This window comes from Lysinibacillus sp. 2017 (assembly GCF_003073375.1).
Classification (GTDB): Bacteria; Bacillota; Bacilli; order Bacillales_A; family Planococcaceae; genus Solibacillus.
On record NZ_CP029002.1, the window covers coordinates 3300226 to 3319606 of the forward strand.

19 protein-coding genes and 1 tRNA gene are annotated in these 19381 nt (G+C 36.0%); 9 read left to right on the top strand and 11 right to left on the bottom strand.

The annotated features are described in order from the left end of the window. Window positions 1–49: 49 nt before the first annotated feature. Window positions 50–301, top strand: a complete 252-nt coding sequence (locus DCE79_RS16190) for a hypothetical protein (protein WP_108714005.1) — start codon at window positions 50–52, stop codon at window positions 299–301. 185 nt (window positions 302–486) lie between these two features. Here the strand turns inward: DCE79_RS16190 and DCE79_RS16195 are convergent, their stop codons facing one another. After that, window positions 487–1323, bottom strand: coding sequence for a hypothetical protein (locus tag DCE79_RS16195; protein ID WP_108714006.1), 837 nt, complete (start codon window positions 1321–1323; stop codon window positions 487–489). A gap of 304 nt (window positions 1324–1627) precedes the next feature. On the opposite strand from DCE79_RS16195, the gene DCE79_RS16200 reads away from it, so the two are divergent. Beyond that, window positions 1628–2968, top strand: a complete 1341-nt coding sequence (locus DCE79_RS16200) for an amidohydrolase family protein (RefSeq protein ID WP_108714007.1) — start codon at window positions 1628–1630, stop codon at window positions 2966–2968. A gap of 386 nt (window positions 2969–3354) precedes the next feature. Here the strand turns inward: DCE79_RS16200 and DCE79_RS16210 are convergent, their stop codons facing one another. The 3 genes from DCE79_RS16210 to DCE79_RS16220 all read right to left on the bottom strand — a co-directional run bounded on the left by DCE79_RS16210 (window position 3355) and on the right by DCE79_RS16220 (window position 6144). Further along, entirely contained in the window at window positions 3355–3852 is a 498-nt protein-coding gene (locus tag DCE79_RS16210; RefSeq protein WP_108714009.1) for a hypothetical protein, read from the bottom strand. Window positions 3853–4065: 213 nt separating this feature from the next. After that, window positions 4066–5436, bottom strand: coding sequence for an FAD-binding oxidoreductase (locus tag DCE79_RS16215; protein ID WP_108714010.1), 1371 nt, complete (start codon window positions 5434–5436; stop codon window positions 4066–4068). Window positions 5437–5799: 363 nt separating this feature from the next. Then, entirely contained in the window at window positions 5800–6144 is a 345-nt protein-coding gene (locus tag DCE79_RS16220; protein WP_108714011.1) for a MerR family transcriptional regulator, read from the bottom strand. Window positions 6145–6218: 74 nt separating this feature from the next. On the opposite strand from DCE79_RS16220, the gene DCE79_RS16225 reads away from it, so the two are divergent. Together DCE79_RS16225 and DCE79_RS16230 are read left to right on the top strand one after the other, a co-directional pair. Next, window positions 6219–6905: a type 1 glutamine amidotransferase domain-containing protein gene (locus tag DCE79_RS16225; protein WP_108714012.1), complete on the top strand. Its 687-nt coding sequence runs from the start codon at window positions 6219–6221 to the stop codon at window positions 6903–6905. Window positions 6906–7027: 122 nt separating this feature from the next. Continuing rightward, complete coding sequence (locus DCE79_RS16230) at window positions 7028–7657, top strand: nitroreductase family protein (protein WP_108714013.1); 630 nt, start codon at window positions 7028–7030, stop codon at window positions 7655–7657. A 379-nt stretch (window positions 7658–8036) separates the two neighbouring features. Here the strand turns inward: DCE79_RS16230 and DCE79_RS18560 are convergent, their stop codons facing one another. The 3 genes from DCE79_RS18560 to DCE79_RS16245 form a co-directional block, all read right to left on the bottom strand. Next, window positions 8037–8303, bottom strand: coding sequence for a hypothetical protein (locus DCE79_RS18560; protein WP_159083120.1), 267 nt, complete (start codon window positions 8301–8303; stop codon window positions 8037–8039). 126 nt (window positions 8304–8429) lie between these two features. Then, a tRNA-Asn gene (locus tag DCE79_RS16240) sits at window positions 8430–8501 on the bottom strand. A 175-nt stretch (window positions 8502–8676) separates the two neighbouring features. Next, window positions 8677–9585, bottom strand: a complete 909-nt coding sequence (locus tag DCE79_RS16245; protein ID WP_369916786.1) for a LysR family transcriptional regulator — start codon at window positions 9583–9585, stop codon at window positions 8677–8679. Window positions 9586–9674: 89 nt separating this feature from the next. Between DCE79_RS16245 and DCE79_RS16250 the strand changes: the two genes are divergently transcribed. Further along, a complete protein-coding gene (locus DCE79_RS16250; protein ID WP_108714015.1) occupies window positions 9675–10619 on the top strand; it encodes a DMT family transporter in 945 nt (314 codons plus the stop codon). Between the two features lie 127 nt (window positions 10620–10746). On the opposite strand, the gene DCE79_RS18565 is transcribed toward DCE79_RS16250, so the two are convergent. Together DCE79_RS18565 and DCE79_RS16255 are read right to left on the bottom strand one after the other, a co-directional pair. Continuing rightward, window positions 10747–10899, bottom strand: coding sequence for a hypothetical protein (locus DCE79_RS18565; protein ID WP_159083121.1), 153 nt, complete (start codon window positions 10897–10899; stop codon window positions 10747–10749). A 56-nt stretch (window positions 10900–10955) separates the two neighbouring features. Next, the gene (locus DCE79_RS16255; protein WP_108714016.1) at window positions 10956–11699 is read right to left on the bottom strand and encodes an SDR family NAD(P)-dependent oxidoreductase; all 744 of its coding nucleotides are present in this window, start codon (window positions 11697–11699) and stop codon (window positions 10956–10958) included. A 155-nt stretch (window positions 11700–11854) separates the two neighbouring features. Between DCE79_RS16255 and DCE79_RS18900 the strand changes: the two genes are divergently transcribed. The 3 genes from DCE79_RS18900 (at window position 11855) to DCE79_RS16270 (ending at window position 15005) form a co-directional block, all read left to right on the top strand. Then, complete coding sequence (locus DCE79_RS18900) at window positions 11855–12694, top strand: methyl-accepting chemotaxis protein (protein ID WP_108714017.1); 840 nt, start codon at window positions 11855–11857, stop codon at window positions 12692–12694. A gap of 525 nt (window positions 12695–13219) precedes the next feature. Continuing rightward, a complete protein-coding gene (locus tag DCE79_RS16265; RefSeq protein ID WP_108714018.1) occupies window positions 13220–13807 on the top strand; it encodes a Crp/Fnr family transcriptional regulator in 588 nt (195 codons plus the stop codon). A gap of 220 nt (window positions 13808–14027) precedes the next feature. Continuing rightward, window positions 14028–15005, top strand: a complete 978-nt coding sequence (locus DCE79_RS16270; RefSeq protein WP_108714019.1) for an NAD(P)-dependent alcohol dehydrogenase — start codon at window positions 14028–14030, stop codon at window positions 15003–15005. Between the two features lie 52 nt (window positions 15006–15057). Here DCE79_RS16270 and DCE79_RS16275 read toward each other — a convergent pair. Then, a protein-coding gene (locus DCE79_RS16275) for an IS3 family transposase (protein WP_234417283.1) occupies window positions 15058–16607 on the bottom strand; the annotation gives its coding sequence in 2 pieces (ribosomal slippage) (window positions 15058–16133 and window positions 16133–16607; 1551 coding nt in all). Between the two features lie 57 nt (window positions 16608–16664). Here DCE79_RS16275 and DCE79_RS16280 point away from each other — a divergent pair. After that, window positions 16665–16796 (top strand): zinc-binding dehydrogenase, encoded by a 132-nt coding sequence (locus DCE79_RS16280; RefSeq protein WP_369916820.1) that lies wholly within the window; start codon window positions 16665–16667, stop codon window positions 16794–16796. 157 nt (window positions 16797–16953) lie between these two features. Here the strand turns inward: DCE79_RS16280 and DCE79_RS16285 are convergent, their stop codons facing one another. Then, complete coding sequence (locus tag DCE79_RS16285; RefSeq protein ID WP_108714020.1) at window positions 16954–18729, bottom strand: ATP-dependent nuclease; 1776 nt, start codon at window positions 18727–18729, stop codon at window positions 16954–16956. Between the last annotated feature and the right edge of the window lie 652 nt (window positions 18730–19381).

Below are 19381 nucleotides of genomic sequence, written 5' to 3' on the forward strand. Positions count from 1 at the left end.
AATTTATTTGAATATAATATGAAACCAAAGTAATTAGGGGGTTGGTGTAGTGAGCGAAATAGATAAACGAAACAGATTAGGTGAGGAACCATTCACTTATCAAATAATGAAAAATGGAACAGTTACAATCAATTACAGAGGTAAACAGATTAAAGTTGTAAAGGATAAGGAGGCTGAGCGTCTTATAGCGAGAATTAAAGCAGTTGAAAATAATATATTAGAAGTACAGTTACTGTTAGCGAAAATTACGGGTAACTTTAAACGTGGAAATGAGAAACTCGGTAAGAATAAGAGGAAATAAGTTAATCTTAATTTTCTATAGGATAACGGGGTGCTCACCTTGCTTCATCCATAAATAAAAAGCAGATGGCAATTAGATGTGTGATACCCACACTTCTAAACCGTCTCTTTTTACTTCACTATTAGACTAACTTCAATCAAGCGACCGCTTCACAATGTGATGAGTGCTGAGCTTGGAGTAAAAGCTCAGCTTTCATCAAGAAGGTTAATCCAAATGCTACCACCGCTTACCGTAACATAGTAGTTTATTTCGGTACCTTCATCACTTTCAAAGCGGATGGAAGTATTGCCATCATGCTTTGCAGTCAGCGTGACATGGTTTCCTTCTGTAATCTCCACAACGACAACGGACTCATCCTCCAGCGAGTAATTCCAACTTCCCTCGTCAAGTAATATTTCCTTTGACTTGTCTATTCCAGTGAAGGAAACAAATGCAATAACAACTGCAACTATAACAGTAAGAGCCGCGATGCGATGCTTTTTCTTATCCAGCAAAACAAAAACAAAGAAAACGGCCAGAGCAATGCAAAATATAGCGCTGAGCAAATGATTAGGAAAATTTGCCATTGCAGCTCTGAAATAACGGACGCTAGCAGCAGAAAGATAACCTGTTGCCACGGATAAAACTACAACGCTGAGCCAGTTTTTCTTTTTAAGTTGGAATGCAATCACGGCACCTGGCAAGGTCAGAAGTGTGATTTTAAACCAGTAATCATAATAGCGGAATATGTCCCAACCGTATCCGTAAAACGGAACCTCAATCAAATATATGAGGGGCTGGCTGACAAGGAAGAACACGAAACATTTAAGCGCGGCTTCCAACCACTTCTTACAGTTAACAACAATGAATACGGCAAAAAGAATCCAGCAGTCCGCATAAATGGCGATGTCCTGAAATGAGGTATCTTTCAAAAACGACACCTGATTGATAAGCGCAGTATATACTGCTGTAATAATAGCCAAAAGAATAACCCTCGGCCAGGTCATATTAAATTCTCCAAAATATTTTTTAACTTTTTCCACGTTTTTCTCCTCTAAATAAAACCTTATTCGAAAGTAATCCCAAAAGGCTTATGTTTTTCTATGATTTATTTAACCCGACAAATCCTAATTTGTCTATTTTATTCTACCATTCGGGCAACTCATTAAACATAGTACTGATTGTTGGTTATCTTATCCTATCCATAATTTTTCCGAGTAACTTCTTTAGTTTTGTTAAACTTAATTGTAAAATAAACACAAAGAGTTATACCAATAAATCCCAACACAGAACACATCATGCCCTAACTCTTCCTAATACTGAAAATAGAAAATACAGGAGGTAAAAATGCGCAATTTTATTATTAAAAATGGAACAATTATTGATGTTGAAAATGGCGGTTCTTATGTAGGCTCAATTGAAGTAGAGAGAAATATGGTAAAAAGAATATTTAAAAGTGATGACGTGTTACCACAAGGTGTAGATATAGTTGATGCTGAAGGTAAATATATTATCCCAGGTCTAATCGATATGCATTGTCATATCAATGAGCGATTTGCTCCCCATTTCGTTGCATCAGGGGTTACGACTGTGCGAAATACTGCCGGTAATGTCCTTTTACTAAAAAACTTAATTGAGAAACCTGACGATGCACCAACACCACGAGTATACGCATCAGATAGAATGATTGACGGAACACCTGGTCAATGGGGTCCAACTAGCTATGGGGCTCTCGTAACCGACGATCCGGAAGAGGCCAGAAAAGAAGTTCGTAGACAAGTAGAAGTGGGCGCAAAGTTTGTTAAATTGTATGGATGGATCAAAAGAGAGGTTATGTCAGCAGCTGTAGATGAGGCGAAGAAGTACAACTTGGAAGTTGCTATTGATTTGGTGAATTCAAAAGAATTAACTGCTTTAGATGCAGCTGAGCTAGGGGTTGATTGGATTGAACATGCATCCGGTTTTGCACAAGAGATGTATAAAGGGTGGAATCTATTTGTAGACCAAGAGGAATGGAGTCATATCGATTGGGTAAACCCAGATCAAGAAAAAATAAAGGAACTTTGTGAGAAAATGTTGGGTTACAATGTAAAACTATGTCCAACAATGGTTATTTACGATCAATCTATCAATTATCCTGAATTTTGGTCTCCTAAAAATATTGTCATAGAATCCGCTTCAAATATAGATTACATTATGCAATATTGGAATCAACAAGTGGAACATGTAGACTCAATAAAAAAATATAATGCTAAAACACAAAACTTACAGAAAGCCATAGCTAAAATTTACTATGATATGGGTGGAACAGTAGTTGCTGGAACGGATACGCCTGGCTTATTATATACTTACCCAGGTATGGTTTTACACCGTGAACTCGAAATATTTGTGGAGATTGGCTTTACTGAATTGGAAGCTTTACAAGCAGCGACAGTAAATGCGGCAAAATCTATTAATCTGGATGGGATTGGTGTAATTAGAGAAGGAGCTATTGCTGATTTAGTTATTTTAAACGACAATCCATTAGAGAACATTAAACATACACAAGAGATTCATACGATTGTAAAAGGCGGTAAAGCTTATACACAAGAGGAAATACTAAGCCATGTTCCAAATGAAGAAGAAGTGGAGAAATCAATGGCTAAATTCACGGAACAGTGGGAATCATTAGGAGAATTAAAAATTTAATGAGATTAACCCTAAAGTAAAACTGACTCATATAGGCTTGTTCCATTAGTGGAATCAAGCCTTTTTTATTAATCTTTTTCTGTAACACTGGTTGGGAACTACACCTTGTTTAAAGTGAAGTTGTAAGGTATTTTGACACGTTCTGTGCTCTTTCGTTGCTTTCGCCATACGATAATACGGCGAATACGCTTCAAGTTGTACGTGATCAAGTATTGATTTTGAAGCGTCATTTTAATTTGGCGTGCTCCTTTTTTGCTTCCTCGGAAATAATACGCCTTTAAAATGATGGCTTTGACCATTTCATCTGCTTTTTGTTTTGCTACACGTTTTTGCGCTGATTTTTCCGTGAAATAGTTGCTATCTGATAGAGTACATTTTATTCTAAATCAGAGGGGGGCCTTTTTCAGTATTTCAACAAGTTTATTATAAAAATTTGAATCCTCCAATATATAAACTTCATCACTATAATTTGTTGTTATTAAAATTTCATTATCTTTATTTTCCTTCAATAAAAAATCTATGGCTAAATCATAGCTCATTGTATAACCATTATTATCTAAGGCAAGTATGTACATTCCAGAATCAACATCAGCAATACTCTTTAATGTTTTTTTTACTTTAGTAGTTGCTAATAAATCTATAATATCTTGTGCATCTGATTCAGATATTTCCGTACCAGCACTTTCCTCTTTATATCTGTAAGTCATATACCCTGATATAATACTTTCAGCTAAAAATGGCTTATCTTCTTCAAAATAAGTTGAATTTTTAGCTACTTCAAGAAGAGTCGTCTCTTCTTGAAAAAAGGTGCCTCTAACAAATAAAATTGCTACAAAAAGTACAACAACTGTTGCAATAATTGAAATCCATTTTTTCTTAGTCATTCAATAATCCCCCACATCCATTAAGGAAATTATATACAAATAGCCTATACTTATCTATACTCGAAATCTTTATAAAATTGAATTTCATAACACATTTAATTTACATAATAACGGATATACCATTCTATATTTAGATCGAGAGTTTTGTTCCTTGCACTATAAATAAGGGCCTATCTGAAAACAAACTTTCAGACAGACCCTTACACTATTTAATTACTTCTCCACTTTAATATTATGATTATGACAAAATACGTTTGTCGGGTCATATTGCGCTTTCACTTGTTGTAAACGCACGTAATTCTCAGCAAACGCATCCTCAGTTGCAGTTTCTGTAGGATTAATAGAATTTAAGTAAGATGCTTTTTTATGCGCGTATGGGCGTAATCCATCATATAAATCGTTAATCCACGTTTCACATACTACATCGTCGTCGTCCATTGCCATCACGTCCACTATTACTGCCCAGCCCGCATCACGCATCGCAAATGGTGATGTTTCCGCTGTCATTTCGTTCATCTTGCCACCGAGTGACCATACTTGCCCTAAAATCCCAGGTGATGGTGGTGCATCCATAAAGCTTAAAAACTTCTGTAACGCTTCGCCTTCTAATTTATCGAAGTATAAGGCAGTGCCGTAACAGTTGACGCTTGGTGGAATCATCGGGTCAAGCTTTTGCTGTAGTGTGGTATACGGCATAATCGCGGAATAGTCCACGATTGGCTTTGCTAGCTCGCGTAATGGTTGCATAGCTGCTTCGCCTTCCTCTTTCACACCTGCATACATACCTAACACCATAATGACTTTTTTGAAGTGTAGTGCTTCTGGTAAAAATGGTACTGGAGGTAAAATCGTCACCGTAAAGTTGACCGCCACACTTTCATTTGGTGCGGCCTCTACAAAGCGTTGTGCCTTGATGAACACCTCTTTTGCATCCGCGTAGTCATACATTAAATCTAATGCAAATACCTCCGTGCCGATTTCATACGCTTGGAATACCAGCTTCGTTACAACACCGAAGTTTCCGCCACCACCGCGCAGTGCCCATAAAAGATCTGGGTGTGAATATTCATCTACTGTTAAAATTTCTCCATCTGCTGTCACAATGGTAGCGCCGATAATATTGTCGCAAGCTAAGCCATACACACCGCGTAAATAGCCAATTCCACCACTTAGCGCGACACCAAATGCGCCTGGGTTTGAAGCGGTTCCGAGTGGTACGGCTAAACCGTACTTTTGCACTTCAGCTGTTAGTTCCCCTGCCTTTACGCCAGCTTCCGCTTCTACGGTTTTCGTTTCTTCATTTATCGTCATTGTTTTCATCGCTGACATATCGATTGCCACACTACCTTCTGCTATGGCAAACCCTGCTAAATGGTGTCCACCACCTTTGATCGCAATCGTTAATCCTCTTGCATTTGCATAATTTACGGCCTCCACTACATCCTGTTCCGTTTCGCAGACAATGATGGCTGCAGGTTTTGACTGGACCGCGGAGTTGAAAATTTGGCATTTCTCTTCATACAGTTCGTTTGTCGGTAATAGTAACTTCCCTTGTAACGCTTGCTCGTATTGCTGAATACTCATTCGACACCTCATTCAATTTTTGATTTCCTTAAAGGAACATCAGGTATATATATGTGAACAGATCAGCAAATACGACTCTGTTTATTAGAATATAAACTTCAAGTAAATTTAGAGAAAAAAGTCACTCATTCAGTCAAACCTCTTTCTCCAGAAGAGGACGTGCAAGCTCGTCAGCAAGAAACAAAACCAATCGTTGAATGCCTCTGCGAAAACAAAATAGCCATCTTATCCGATAAAAAATTCAGATAGATGGCCATATGTCGTACGTATCGGAAAAGTGCACATTTTTTTATATTTCGGGCTTACCCTGAGAACAGTTCACTTTTTAGTTGGGTTGGTATTCCCCTCTACCAAGTGACCGCTTCACAATGATTTAATAATAATTTTCTGATCAATTTCACTAATAAAAGAATTTAAAACATCAATTTGCTCTTCTAATTTTTTCTTGTGCTGAATTAATATAGCTTGCGTATTAATCTCTTCCTGTTCTAAACTCAGCGTTGAAATATTTTCTCTTATATCCTCAATTGACATGCCTAGATTTCGAAAACATTTAATTAATTTTAAAAGTTCAATGTCTTGTTCATCAAATATTCGATGCTCTTGTTCATTTCTTTTTACTGGTGGAATTAAATCTATTTTTTCATAGTATCGAATTGAACTTGCAGGAATTTCAATTAAGAGGCTCGCTTGTTGAATTGTATACACGATGTGTCCTCCTTGACTTAAAGTATGGTTTAACCTTTAAGCTTGATAGTATCAAACTTTAAGGAGATTTCATAATGAAAAAGATCTTATTAGTAGTAACGAATATTTCTAAATATCCCAATTTACAACGTGCAACAGGATTATGGTTAGGGGAAGCTGTTCACTTTGCAGATGAAATGGAAAAAGAAGGGTATCAAATTGATTATGTGAGCCCTAAAGGTGGTCATACGCCACTTGACCCACACAGTTTACAAGCTGATCAAATGACCGAATTAGATTGGAAATATTACGCAAATGCTGATTTCTTAAACAAACTAAGCACTACTTTGCCGGCTGACTCTATTAACCCGAATGATTATGATGCTATCTATTATGCAGGTGGTCATGGAGTTATGTGGGATTTCGCAGAAGATGAAAACCTACAAAACATTGCAAGTACTATTCACGCTAACGGTGGCGTTGTTTCTGCTGTTTGTCATGGTGTTGTTGGATTATTAAATATTAAAAATGGCGACGGTGAATATTTAATTAAAAATACTAAAGTGACTGGTTTTACTAACACAGAAGAAATTGCTGTTGGACTAGATAAAGTCGTTCCATTTTTAACTGAAGATGAACTTGTTCGTAAAGGGGCTAATTACGTAAAAGATGCTGATTGGTCAGTATTCACTGTAACTGATAATCGTATCGTTACAGGACAAAATCCCGCATCAGGTGGCGCAGTTGCCAAAGATGTAATTAAATTATTAAAATCACTTTAATCTTTGCTTATGTAAAATTACGTTTAAATAACTCTTACAGAGCTAATACAAAGTTCGCTCTATTTTTAAATTGATGAGCAAAAGCAGAATATAGATTACTAAAATAATAGAGGATGGTAAATATGCTACAACAAAAAACAGCTTTAGAAAAATTAATGGATGAACGTAAATCAGTGCGTAAATATGAGCCTGGTGTTACAATTCCGCGCGAAACAATCCAACATATCCTAGAGCAAGCAACATCAGCTCCATCATCAAGTAACTTACAACCTTGGCGCTTTCTTGTTATCGATGATCAAGAACAAAAGAAAGAATTGCGTATTGCTGGTTTTAATCAAGCACAAATTGAAACATCATCAGCAATTATTGCTGTTTTAGGCGACAATGAAATGTATAAAAATGCGAAACAAATTAATGATTTAAATGTTGAACTAGGCTATATGCCGCGCGATATTGCTGATATGATGATTTCAAATTCTGAATCTGCATATAGTAATTTTTCTGAAATTGAACGCACAAATATTGCACATTTAGATGTCGGTTTAATTTCTATGCAAATCGTACTTTTAGCGAAAGACATGGGCTATGAAACAGTAATTATGGGTGGCTTTGATAAAGTAGCTTTCGCTAAAAAATACGAGCTTCCTGCAAACGAATTACCGATGATTTTAATTGCTATCGGAAAAGCTGCAGTACCAGCACGTAATTCATCACGCTTACCATTCGAACAAATTATTCGTTTTTCTAAATAAGAAAATTGATTACATCTGATAAAAAAATAAATCATTTAATGCATCATCATTTTTAACCGTAAAAAAGCTGTGCTAAAATCTCCTACAACGTAGATTTTTGACACAGCTTTTTTATTGTACTTCTTTCTATCTAACTCCAACCAAGCGACTGCTTCACAATGTATAGAGTGTTTGTGGCTACACATTGATGGGTTTAATTATTTGCTCGGTTCCTATTTAAATGGAATCGAGCCTATTTTCTGATTCTTATTTCAAACACGCCCGATTGTTGTATAAAAGGTGGTTTGGTAAATATGAAGCAGGAGAAACAGCAAGTAAATACAGTCACCCCTAAATTTAACTTTAGGAATGACTGTATTAGCTATCTAAATTACTGCTACTAGTTGTTGTTTTTTTGGTTGTTGTTGTTGTTGTTGTTGTTGTTGTTGTTGCGATTGCGATTGTTGTTTCGCTCATTATTATTATTGTTGTTATTCAAATTTTGCTCATTTAAATTGTCAAAGTTGAGATCTTCGCCAAACTCAGTTCCATTATTATTTTGGTTGTTGTTGTTGTTGCGATTGCGATTGCGATTGTTGTTTAGCTCATTGTTATTGTTATTGTTATTGTTATTGTTATTGTTATTGTTATTGTTTTTATTTTCCATGACTGTCCACCTCCTTCACCAAATTAGAATGCCCAAAACGGTTAAGGAGAATACTCGATATTTGTAATTTTAATATTTGGAAAATGTAAGTTTCCAAACATGATATGGAAATTCAATTCGATTAAACTCCGAAGGTAGGACTCGAACCTACGACCAATCGGTTAACAGCCGATTGCTCTACCACTGAGCTACTTCGGAAAGATTATATGGCCTTTATTTCGTACTCGATTATAATAGCCAATCAAAAATCAATTTATACTATTTTTTTGTTTACTTCTACTTTTGTATAAGTTAAAGAACATAATACTAATTAGAATGGAATGATTCTCCGAAATGTACTAAAGCTACTCTTTTATTTGAAGTAACCAGCAATTCAAATTTTATTAAATGGTGGCGATTTCAGGTATTCAATGAACTTTTTCGTAGCTGGAGCAAGGGTTTTAAAATTAGTAGAAGCAATGCCAATTGTTCGGAAATTTTCTCCCTCTAACTTAATCGTTCGAACGTTCGTTGGAACCCGATGCAAAACCATTTCAGGTAGTATACTAATTCCCATACCATTTGCAACCATTGAAATAATTGCTTGGTCATCTGTCAGTTCAAATTTTATATTAGGGGTAATATTATGTTCTTTTAATATTCGTATTAGATCGTTATCACTCCCCTTTTTCGACTTGATTAAAGGGTCCTCTTTAATGCTTACAAAACTAATCTCATTCTGATCCGCAAGAGGGTGTTCATCTGAAAGAACACAGAGCAATCTATCCTTTTTTAAGGGGATCGCTTCAAGATGTTTCGAAGTTGGTAGAGACACGAAACCAATATCAACCAAACCAGTTGATATCCAATACTCGACATCATCATAATCCCCCTCTAGGAGTTTGATCTCGATAGAGGGATAACACTCAGTAAACATTTTCATGATTTCAGGCAGCCAGTGAATGGACACACTTGAAATCGTTCCAATGCGTACTGTACCAATTTCAAGTCCATTGATATTCGCTATTTCTTGAATCATTTCTTCGTTCCACTTTAGAATTTCGCGTATGTATTTTAAAACGTGCTCCCCATTACTGGTCAAATGGATACCTGAGCGTCCACGTTTGAGGATAGAAAATCCCCATTCTGACTCAAGGCTAGTAATGGCATGACTCACGGCAGATTGACTTAAACCAAGTGTTTCACTTGCTCTCGTAAGGCTCCCCAATTCCACAACAGTACTAAATATCTCATACTTAACAAGAGACAGTTTGATCACTCCTTTTACTTGAAAATTATTCATGTAAAACTTTAGAAACATTCATTTTTCTTATACTGATTTTACAATTATACTTAAAAAAATTCTATTTGTAATAGGTTAGGAGATCAAAAATGAATGGCAATAAACTTTCTGAAATAATAAACCGTATAGGATCAGACACTCAATTAAAGGCAAATTTTATGATGCTGATTGTAACTATGTGTTGGGGTTCATCTTATTTGTTTATGAAGATGGGTCTCGATTCTTTTGAAGGGTTTAACTTGATAGCACTACGTTTTGGCATTGCCTTTATTTTAGCTGGAGCTATATTTTATAAGCGTTTAATTCGCATTGATAGTAAAACGATTTTTTATGGATTTATATTAGGGACACTTCTTTTTTTATTAATGTCAGTTGTCACGATTGGATTAAAATTCACGTCTATTTCAAATGCTGGATTTCTATTTAGTCTATCTGTCGTCTTTGTCCCATTGTTATTAGCGATATTTTTTAGAAAAAAACCAGGAAAAAAAGTGATTTTGGGCGTATGCTTCTCTATTACAGGTATTGCTCTTTTAACATTAAATACTGAATTAAAAATTAATTCCGGAGACTATCTAGTGATTTTGGGTGCAATATTTTATGCAATCCAGATTATCGTTACAGATAAGTTGACGAAAAATGTTGACTCGATCACGCTTGGAATTTTACAACTGGGATTTGCAGGGGCATGGGGACTACTATTCTCACTAATTTTCGAAAAACCTCATCTTCCAGGCAATACTGAAGCATGGGTATCCATCCTGGCATTAAGTATCCTTTGCAGTGCGATTGGATTTATCGGCCAAGCTGTAGCACAAAAGCATACCACTCCAACGCACACAGGTCTTATCTTTTCATTGGAACCCGTTTTTGCAGCGTTATTTGCGTTTATTTTCATCGGTGAAATACTTCCAGCAAAAGGATACATAGGGGCAATTCTTATTTTGATAGGTGTATTAGCTGCTCAGTTCAATTTCAAGAAGCCATTTATGGGGAAAAGATTCAATCATTCAGTTGACGGGTCTAAAGTGTAACTTTGAGTGTCCTTTGTTGCGAAATTTAATCTTTCCTATCCAAATGGGGCAACTCACTTCCACAAATTTTTGGCCAGCTTTAATTTTAAAGCAACAAGAAAAAAGAACGATTTCCACCACCTGGAATTCATTCTTCTTTCATTTGTATCTGAGTTTTCTTTTTCTGAGCTTTAGTACATACTTGCTGAATTGATAGTTGGACATGTCCTTCAATTAACAATGACAAATATGCATCATGTAATTTTTCTTTCGATTTTACTTGTCGTGGATCTAACTTCATTATTATCACCCACTATTATCAAAGTATCATGAAAATACTTATGTAATAAAACAAAATTATAGCGCTGTCCATCCACCATCAATCACTAGTTCAGCACCTGTCATAAAGCGGGATTCATCTGATGCTAAGAATAACACACCGTATGCTACATCTTCTGGTTCCCCCATATACGGTAATTGTGTATGCATCTCATAGAATGGCATACCCGCTTCCATCGTTGGGGCAGTCATTGGTGTTACAATAATTCCTGGGTGTACAGAGTTAACACGAATTTTATCTTTCCCGTATTCTACTGCAGCTGATTTCGACAACGCACGTAATGCGCCTTTAGCAGCTGTGTAAGGGCTTGAACCAGCCATTCCTACAATTCCACCGATTGATGAAATATTAATAACTGAGCCACCGCCCGCTTTTTGCATTTCAGGAATCGCATACTTCATACCTAAAACACAACCGTTTAGGTTAATGTCCATGACCCAATTCCACTCATCCATTTCCATTGTTGCGAAATTTTTGTTAATGGCAACACCTGCATTATTAACTAACACGTCTACTTTACCGAACGTTTCGACTGCTTTTGACACAACAGCTTTCCATTCTTCTTCCGATGCAACGTTATGTTTTATCGCTAATACTTCGCCACCTGCCGCTTTAATTTCTTCAGCAAGCTCTATTAACTTTTCTTCATTTACGTCAGTTGCTACAACTTTAGCACCTTCTTTTGCAAATATTTTCGCTTCAGCAGCACCCATACCGTTTGCTGCACCTGTAATAATCGCTACTTTCCCTTGTAATCGCATCTAAATATCCTCCTCTAAATATCCTAATTTACAAAATGTAAATCATTTTATATAATAAACTAACAGAACATCTATTATTTTACAAATAAAAAGGAAAAAATAAAGTAGCTAATTTTAAGTTTCAACACTAAACTCTGAAAACATGAAGGGATTGTATGATTTTGAATAGTACTTTACAAGCATTTGTTAATATAGCCCCTGTTATTAAAGAAATACTTGGAATTTCTACTGCCTTAGCTGTTGTTGATACTGAAAAGTATATTTATGTTTCTCCGTCGGATACCCTACCATTACCAATTAAAGTTGGCGATTCTGCAATTGTTCCTGGAGATGATACGTACATACGAGCATTAAAAGGAGAAAAAATCTCAATGATTCTTCCACCCGAACTATTCGGCGTACCTGTAACTACGAAGATTCTTCCGATTCGAGATTTTGAAACGAATGAAGTTGTTGGAATGATTACTTACTCAAGATCACTTGATCATGAAGCAAAAATTGATAGTGAATTAGTTCAACTAAATGAAATCATTCAAAATATCCATGACAATATGCAACGTTTAGCAGCTCAATCAGAAGAACTTACTGCTACAAGCTCAGATATCAATGAGCAGGCTAATACATCTTATGAACATTCAAAGCAAATTGGGGAAGTTGTTAAGTTAATTGAAGGAATTTCAAATCAAACAAACTTATTAGGACTTAATGCTGCAATTGAAGCAGCTCGTTCTGGAGAAGCTGGAAAAGGATTTGGCGTTGTAGCCGATGAAATCCGTAAACTTTCTCTACATACTAAGGAAGCTGTTGGGACGATTAGTCAATCGCTAAATAAAATTCGAGATAACTTAAATAAATTAAATAATGGAACTAAAGAAGTTTCTGCTGCCTCTGAAGAACAATCCGTTGTTACAGTTGAAGTTGTTAACGAAATCGAACTGTTAGATAATAAAAGTAAAGAACTAGTTAGCTACATGAAAGAAATGTTAAAAAATTAGAAAAGCGCTCTCTTAGCCCCGACCGACATTGGAGGGCCCAACGCAAAAGTAAACGCTCCACCACTTTTGCACGGATAGACCGAATGGTGCGATGGGCTGGCGCTTTAGCATAGACACTGCTAAAATGCAAAAAAGTTATACTTTCTTATCTTTTAAAAAACGACTTTCACAAATGAAAGTCGTTTTCTTTTTTTACATTATACTAACTCCAACCAAGCAACCGCTTCACAATGAGTGGAGTGTATGCGGCAACACATGAGTGCTGGTGGGTTTAAGTGATTGGCTAGGTCCTACAATTGTAGAACCTAGCCCTTTTTAGTATGCATAAATTTTTATTTTGGAATGTTATTAGATTAATTTTTATATGCTTTATTATAAATCCTTTCTTTACTAAAGCATCCCGTTAGTTGAATAGTAAAAGAGATGCTATTTTGATTGTTTATATCTAATAAAGATGAAATGTATAAAGGTATTGAAATGATTATGAAACATTTCAATTGCCTTAATTAGAAAGGGAGAGAATATATGAAGGATATACTATTAAAATATATGTCTGACTTTACTTTAATGAGTGAAGATGAACAGCGGGCAATCTATGAAAGTTTACGAATTGATGAATATAAAAAAGGACAATATCTTCTTAGACAAGGAGAACTTTCTGCTATTAAATGTTATTTCGTATTAATGGGGTGCGTTAGGCAGTTTTTTATAGATGAATCAGGTAAAGAAGTAACATCAAATTTTTTTACTGAAGATCAAGCTATTCCAATTATCAACGAAAAGACTCAAGATGACTTATCTAAGTATTCATTCGTGTGTGTTGAAGATTGCATATTAGTTGTTGGTGATGTTGATTCTGAAAATACGATGTTTAACAAATACCCACAACTTGAAATAATGGTGCGCAAAATGATGGAAATAAACATTGGTGAAATACAAGAACAATTCGGTCAATTTATTGGTTCTTCTCCAGAAGAACGATACGAATCCGTTTTAAGGAAACGCCCCGAGTTAATTGACCGTGTACCACAACATCAATTGGCGAGTTATCTAGGCATTACTCCTGAATCGTTAAGTAGAATAAAAAAACGAATTAAAAAAAATAAATTATAAAATAGATTTCATCCCACAATTATCCTGCTTCACAGTAGCAACTACGCACCGAAGACTGACTCACCAAACATCATTGAACCATATATCACCCTTAACTTTTGTGATTACAACTAAAAAAATTTATAAAGTATCTAGAAGTTAACTTAAGTCAATGAACGGTTTTTATCTCCTTGTTATTATTAAATTTAATCAAAGATATTAACATTTGGAGGGGATTTTTATGAAGGCAATAGTTTGTGATAAATATGGTTCACCTGATGTACTTGAATTAAAGGAGGTAAAAAAACCTTTTCCTACCGAGAATCAAGTATTAGTTAAGGTTCATTCAGCATCTTTAAACTTTGGCAACCTAGTTCTTTTGAAAGGTAAACCCTTCTTAGCCCGTTTTGCCTTTGGACTAACGAAACCAAAATACTCAATTCCAGGAGGTGACATAGCTGGTACAGTTGAAGCTGTTGGGGAAAACGTTAAGCTATTTAAAGTAGGCGATGAAGTATTTGGTGACCTTTCTGGTTGTGGCTGGGGTGGTTTTGCTGAATATGTAACGGCCCCCGAATATGCTTTAGCCTTAAAGCCAACCAATACCTCCTTTGAGGAAGCTGCTGCGTCTCCTATGGCAGGCGTGACTGCCTTACAAGGACTACGTGATAAAGGTGAAATTAAATCGGGGCATAAAGTATTAATTTATGGCGCATCTGGAGGCGTTGGAACTTTTGCGGTACAAATTGCTAAATCATTCGGTGCTGAAGTAACGGGCGTATGTAGTACAAGAAATGTAGAAATAGTGCGTTCGATAGGAGCCGACCATATCATTGATTATATAAAAGAGGATTTTTCACAACAAAAGGAATGTTATGATTTGGTTCTTGGCGTGAATGGTTCTAATTCCATTTCAGCTTATAAACGTATACTAAAGCCAAATGGAAATTTTGTTCACGTAGGAGGTTCCGAGTCTCAACTTTATCAAACATTATTTCTTGGACCTTTAATTTCAATGACTGGAAGAAAGAAAATGCGTAGCCTGTTACAAAGAGCAAATCAAAAAGACTTAAATGATGTAAAAGAGTTACTTGAGAGCGGTGTCTGTCAATATAGTTGTCGCATCAAGTTACTTTATTTTTCTACTAAACTCATATTTATTGTGTTCAGAATCCCCATATCAATCGAAGCTATCGCGCTTTGCTTGATCGCCTGTTAATCTTCAATGGAAGGAAAAGCTTCTTCCATTGAAGATTAACAGGAAAAGGGGGTTATTCTGACATGATTTTTTCTTTCATTGGATTCAGTGCTACTTCTTTATGCGCTGACCAATTACGTGTTGCTCCTGTCCAACGTTCGGGATTCTTCTGCTTCGATTTCTCGTAAACTAGTTTTCTATTTGCTAGAACTTTATGATGCTCACCCGTATGACACTGCACAGATGTCACAAAATTTAACGCACTATGCAAATGCACTTCGTTATACCAACAAACAAATTCCAACGCCCATTTTCTTGCTTCCTCAATTGTTTTAAAGCCTTTTCGAGGGAAATTTGGACGATATTTTAACGTCCGAAACATCGCTTCTGAAAACGGGTTATCGTTACTCACACGTGGCCTAGAATACGAACTTTGTATGCCCATTTTCTCCAGAAAACCTTGAAATGTCGAAGCTTTCATCGGGCTACCATTATCAGAATGTAACACTAATGGTGCGCCTTGAATCCTTTCATTCAGAACCGCTTTTTGTACTAACTGCTCCGCATATTTCGCTTCTTCTGTTTCCCAAACTTCCCAGCCTACAACCTTACGGCTAAATAAATCGATAATTAAATAAAGGCGGTAATACATGCCTTTCACAGGTCCGGCCAACCACGTAATATCCCATGTCCACACTTGATTCGGTGCTACCGCAAGATGGCTTTCTGGTGTACGTTTTGTTGGCTTTTGACTGAAGCCTCGGTGATTTTGCATGTTTTCTTCACGTAATACACGATAAAATGTTGATTCTGAGGCAATATATGTGCCTTGATCGGCTAGCTTCGGGACAATCTGAGTTGGAGGTAAATCAGCGAATTCATCTTGCTTCACAACCGTTAAAATTTCTGTTCGTTCTTCTTCCGACAGCTTATTTTTGGGTACAGGTCGCTTGGCTTTCGGGCGTTGATCTAACTGAATTTCGCCGCCCTTTACCCAACGTTCATACGTTCGTACACTAATATGCAGTTCTTCACATGCTTTCGCCAATCGCGCCCCATTTTGATTCGCTTCTTGAATCAGCTCTACCGCTAGTTTGCGATTTGACGGGCAGGTCATTCTTCCTCTTCGTCCCCCCAAATCGCTTGGGCCTTTTTTCGAAGTAAGAGTAATGCCGCTGCTTCTGCGAGTGCCTTTTCTTTCTTCTGTAAATCTTTTTCTAATGCTTTTGAACGCTGCTGTTCTTCTTTGAGCTGACCATTTAATTGTTTCGCTTGATCAAATACTTGACCATTTGCCTGAAGGCAAACCTCTTTCCATGCTTCAATCTGTTCTCGGTACAAGCCTTTTCTACGACAATATTCTGCGAGTTCCACTTCATTCATTGCGAATGTTTCCATTACGACTAAAAACTTATCCTGACTGCTCCACTTATCACTTATTTGGTTGTTACCTGGGGTAACTTCGCCAGTCGCACGTGCTTCCTTGCGCCATTTATATAGTGTTACATCTGTAACGCCCGTTTCTGCGCTTAGTTTCGGTACCGATTCATTTTGTGGAGGCATCATTCGTGCAATAATCGCCTGCTTTTGTTCAGCTGTGTATCGTCCTCTTCTTAGTTCCATTCGTCTCGACCTCCGTGTTTTTACTTAATCATATCACGTTAGCTCGGTACGACATCTATCCTAACAGAGGGGGAGAGCGGAAAAGTAAAACCAATAATTGATAAACGATTTAAGTTAAGTGAAATAACGGAAGCATTCAAATATTTTCAGGAAGGTCACGCTCAAGGGAAAGTGGTGATTACTTTATAATAGAGTGCCTTACTTCATCCATAAAGAAAAAGCAGACGGTAAACTAGAAGTGCGATACCAACACTTCTAAACCGTCTGCTTTTTACTTCACTATTATACTAACTCCAACCAAGCGACCGCTTCACAATGTGGTGAGTGTTGATGATGACACAAAATATTAGATAGATGCGGTAGATTCACCTTCACTTATAGATTTCATTCCTTCCACAATTTCTGATGTACTATCTAAATGGGTAATTTGCGTTTCTTTATCTGCTAATATTTCTAAAGCTTCTTTCATGGCTTTTACAGCAGGTATGGCTCCATCATTTAAGTCCCAACTTTGGGCTAATTTAAATGCCGATAATGGTTTTCCTAACGTTGAATCATAAGAATAGCCATGTGCTTCTTCGAAATTCTTTTCCATTATAAATCTACTAGCACTCTTCTCCGATATTGAGTTAAAACTTGCAATGCATTGATCAATTTTTGTATTCATAGTCCATGCTGCTGAAGTCTTTCCAGATACAGTTTTTTCGTCATCTAGATCATGTACGACAAAATATTTTATCTCAAAATGCTCTAAGACCTTTTGGAATGCTGGAATGTTCATCTTCGAACCACAATTAACAATTAAAGGGGATTCTGCTAATTTCAATGTTCTATTTTCAACAAAACCTTTTAATATTTCTCTGAACACTATAGCCTCTGTATCTCCCTCAACTAAAATAACTTTGTCAGCAAAGAATGCTTCGCATACATAAGGATTAAATGTGTTGAGCATTTTTAAAGTTTCCTTCTCATCAGATTCAAATATATTACTTTTAACTTGATGAGCCTTAGTTCCCTTATCTGTCATTATAACTCTTATTAGTGTTGTATGATTTTTACTTAAATCTACTAATATTGGCGAATGAGTTGCAGTCATTATTTGAAATTTTGAACCTTCTGCCAAATTATATAATGTATTAGTAAATGCTCTTATTGATTGAGGGTGTAAAAATAACTCTGGCTCTTCAATTAAAAGTATACTTGATTTATTTTCTACTTGTTCAGTTTGAACCCCTAAGGTGTCAAGTATCCCATCATTCTTTCTTTGAGCTTTAGTTTTACTTAATTCAACCATTACATCATTTAATTCTCTCATAGCATTAAATAAAAATTGTCTTCTAACACCATGACCGTGATTTTCCATACCTACAGCAAAAGTATTATTGTTAGTTATTTGTACTTCGGTATCTACAAAGTCACCAACTTTCTTTTCAATACTCGCCTTTTCCTTGTTTACCAATTCTAAATTCATGTTTGGAAATGTATCTTTTAGTAATCCATCTAATCTATCTTGTAACTTAATCGTATATTCATGTTCACGTATTTCATTCCTTAGTACCTCTAAATTGCTATTTAATTGAGTGTAAATTGGTAGCTCAGTTACCTTTGATATCACTTTTTCTTTTATTAATTTATTTACCGTTTCTAATATTGCCTCGGCACTATCTAATCCTCGTAACCAGATTGGTGTTGGGCAAGCATTTTGTAATATTGTATCGAATCCTCCTGCCCCACCTTTATCCCATTCTTTCGTTGTTACATTCCAAGTAAACTTCTCAGCGGACTTTCCGACTTCGCTCCATACTTTCCTAAATCGGCCTATTTTATTTTTATCCATTGAATTTGTCATGGCACGGTGATTTTCATCGTCTGTTCCCTCGGCTTTAATCCAAGCTTCAATAATAATTTTGTTATCTAAGCCATTATAAAAATCATCATTTAAAGCATTTATCGAAGTAGTAACAAAATAATCATATGCATGTAATATAGATGATTTCCCCACATTATTCTGCCCAATCAAATTAATTACATTTGTATCCTCCATATCAATTACTACACCCGGAGTTTCATCATTACCGCCAATTGATCTGAAATTAGTAATTAATAACTTCATCAACTTCATTTAATATTTCCCCTTTGCTATGAAATGATGTTTAATCTAGATGTTACTCTACAATTAATTATTCCTCACTAACAATAATTTGTAAATGTTGGAAATTATTTATTTGGATGACCTACACCGGGTGGAAAAACAACTCCGACAATCATCTACAATTCAAAAAGCCATGCCGAAAATCCCAATATAATCTAGATTTTCGGCATAGCCATTTCTTAATAATTATTAAATCAAACTAATTCCAATCAAGTAACCATTTCACAATGTGTCTAGTGTATGTGGTAACACATGGATGCTGGTGGGTTTTGTTTGTGCACCCGGTGCATGTTTCTTCTACGAAAAAGAAGATTATGATAGTTTACTCGAAAGGTTAGATTGTCAATTACACAAAAATTTTGAAATTCAAAAAGCCAATATAACATCATGCTGACCGTAAGATGAAAGTGCGTAATATCTTTAACTTGGATTTACCGTTTGTTATGGGATTACGTTAGCAAAATGTAAACACTTATAAGCAGATGTGTATTAAGGTATTTCATATATTCCACTTAGCATTATTAGATAATTATTACAAACACCTATAGACTATAGTATCATTTATCTTTTAATTAGGACTGTCTTAAACATTTAATCGTTCAACCTACATATGTTTAAAGTG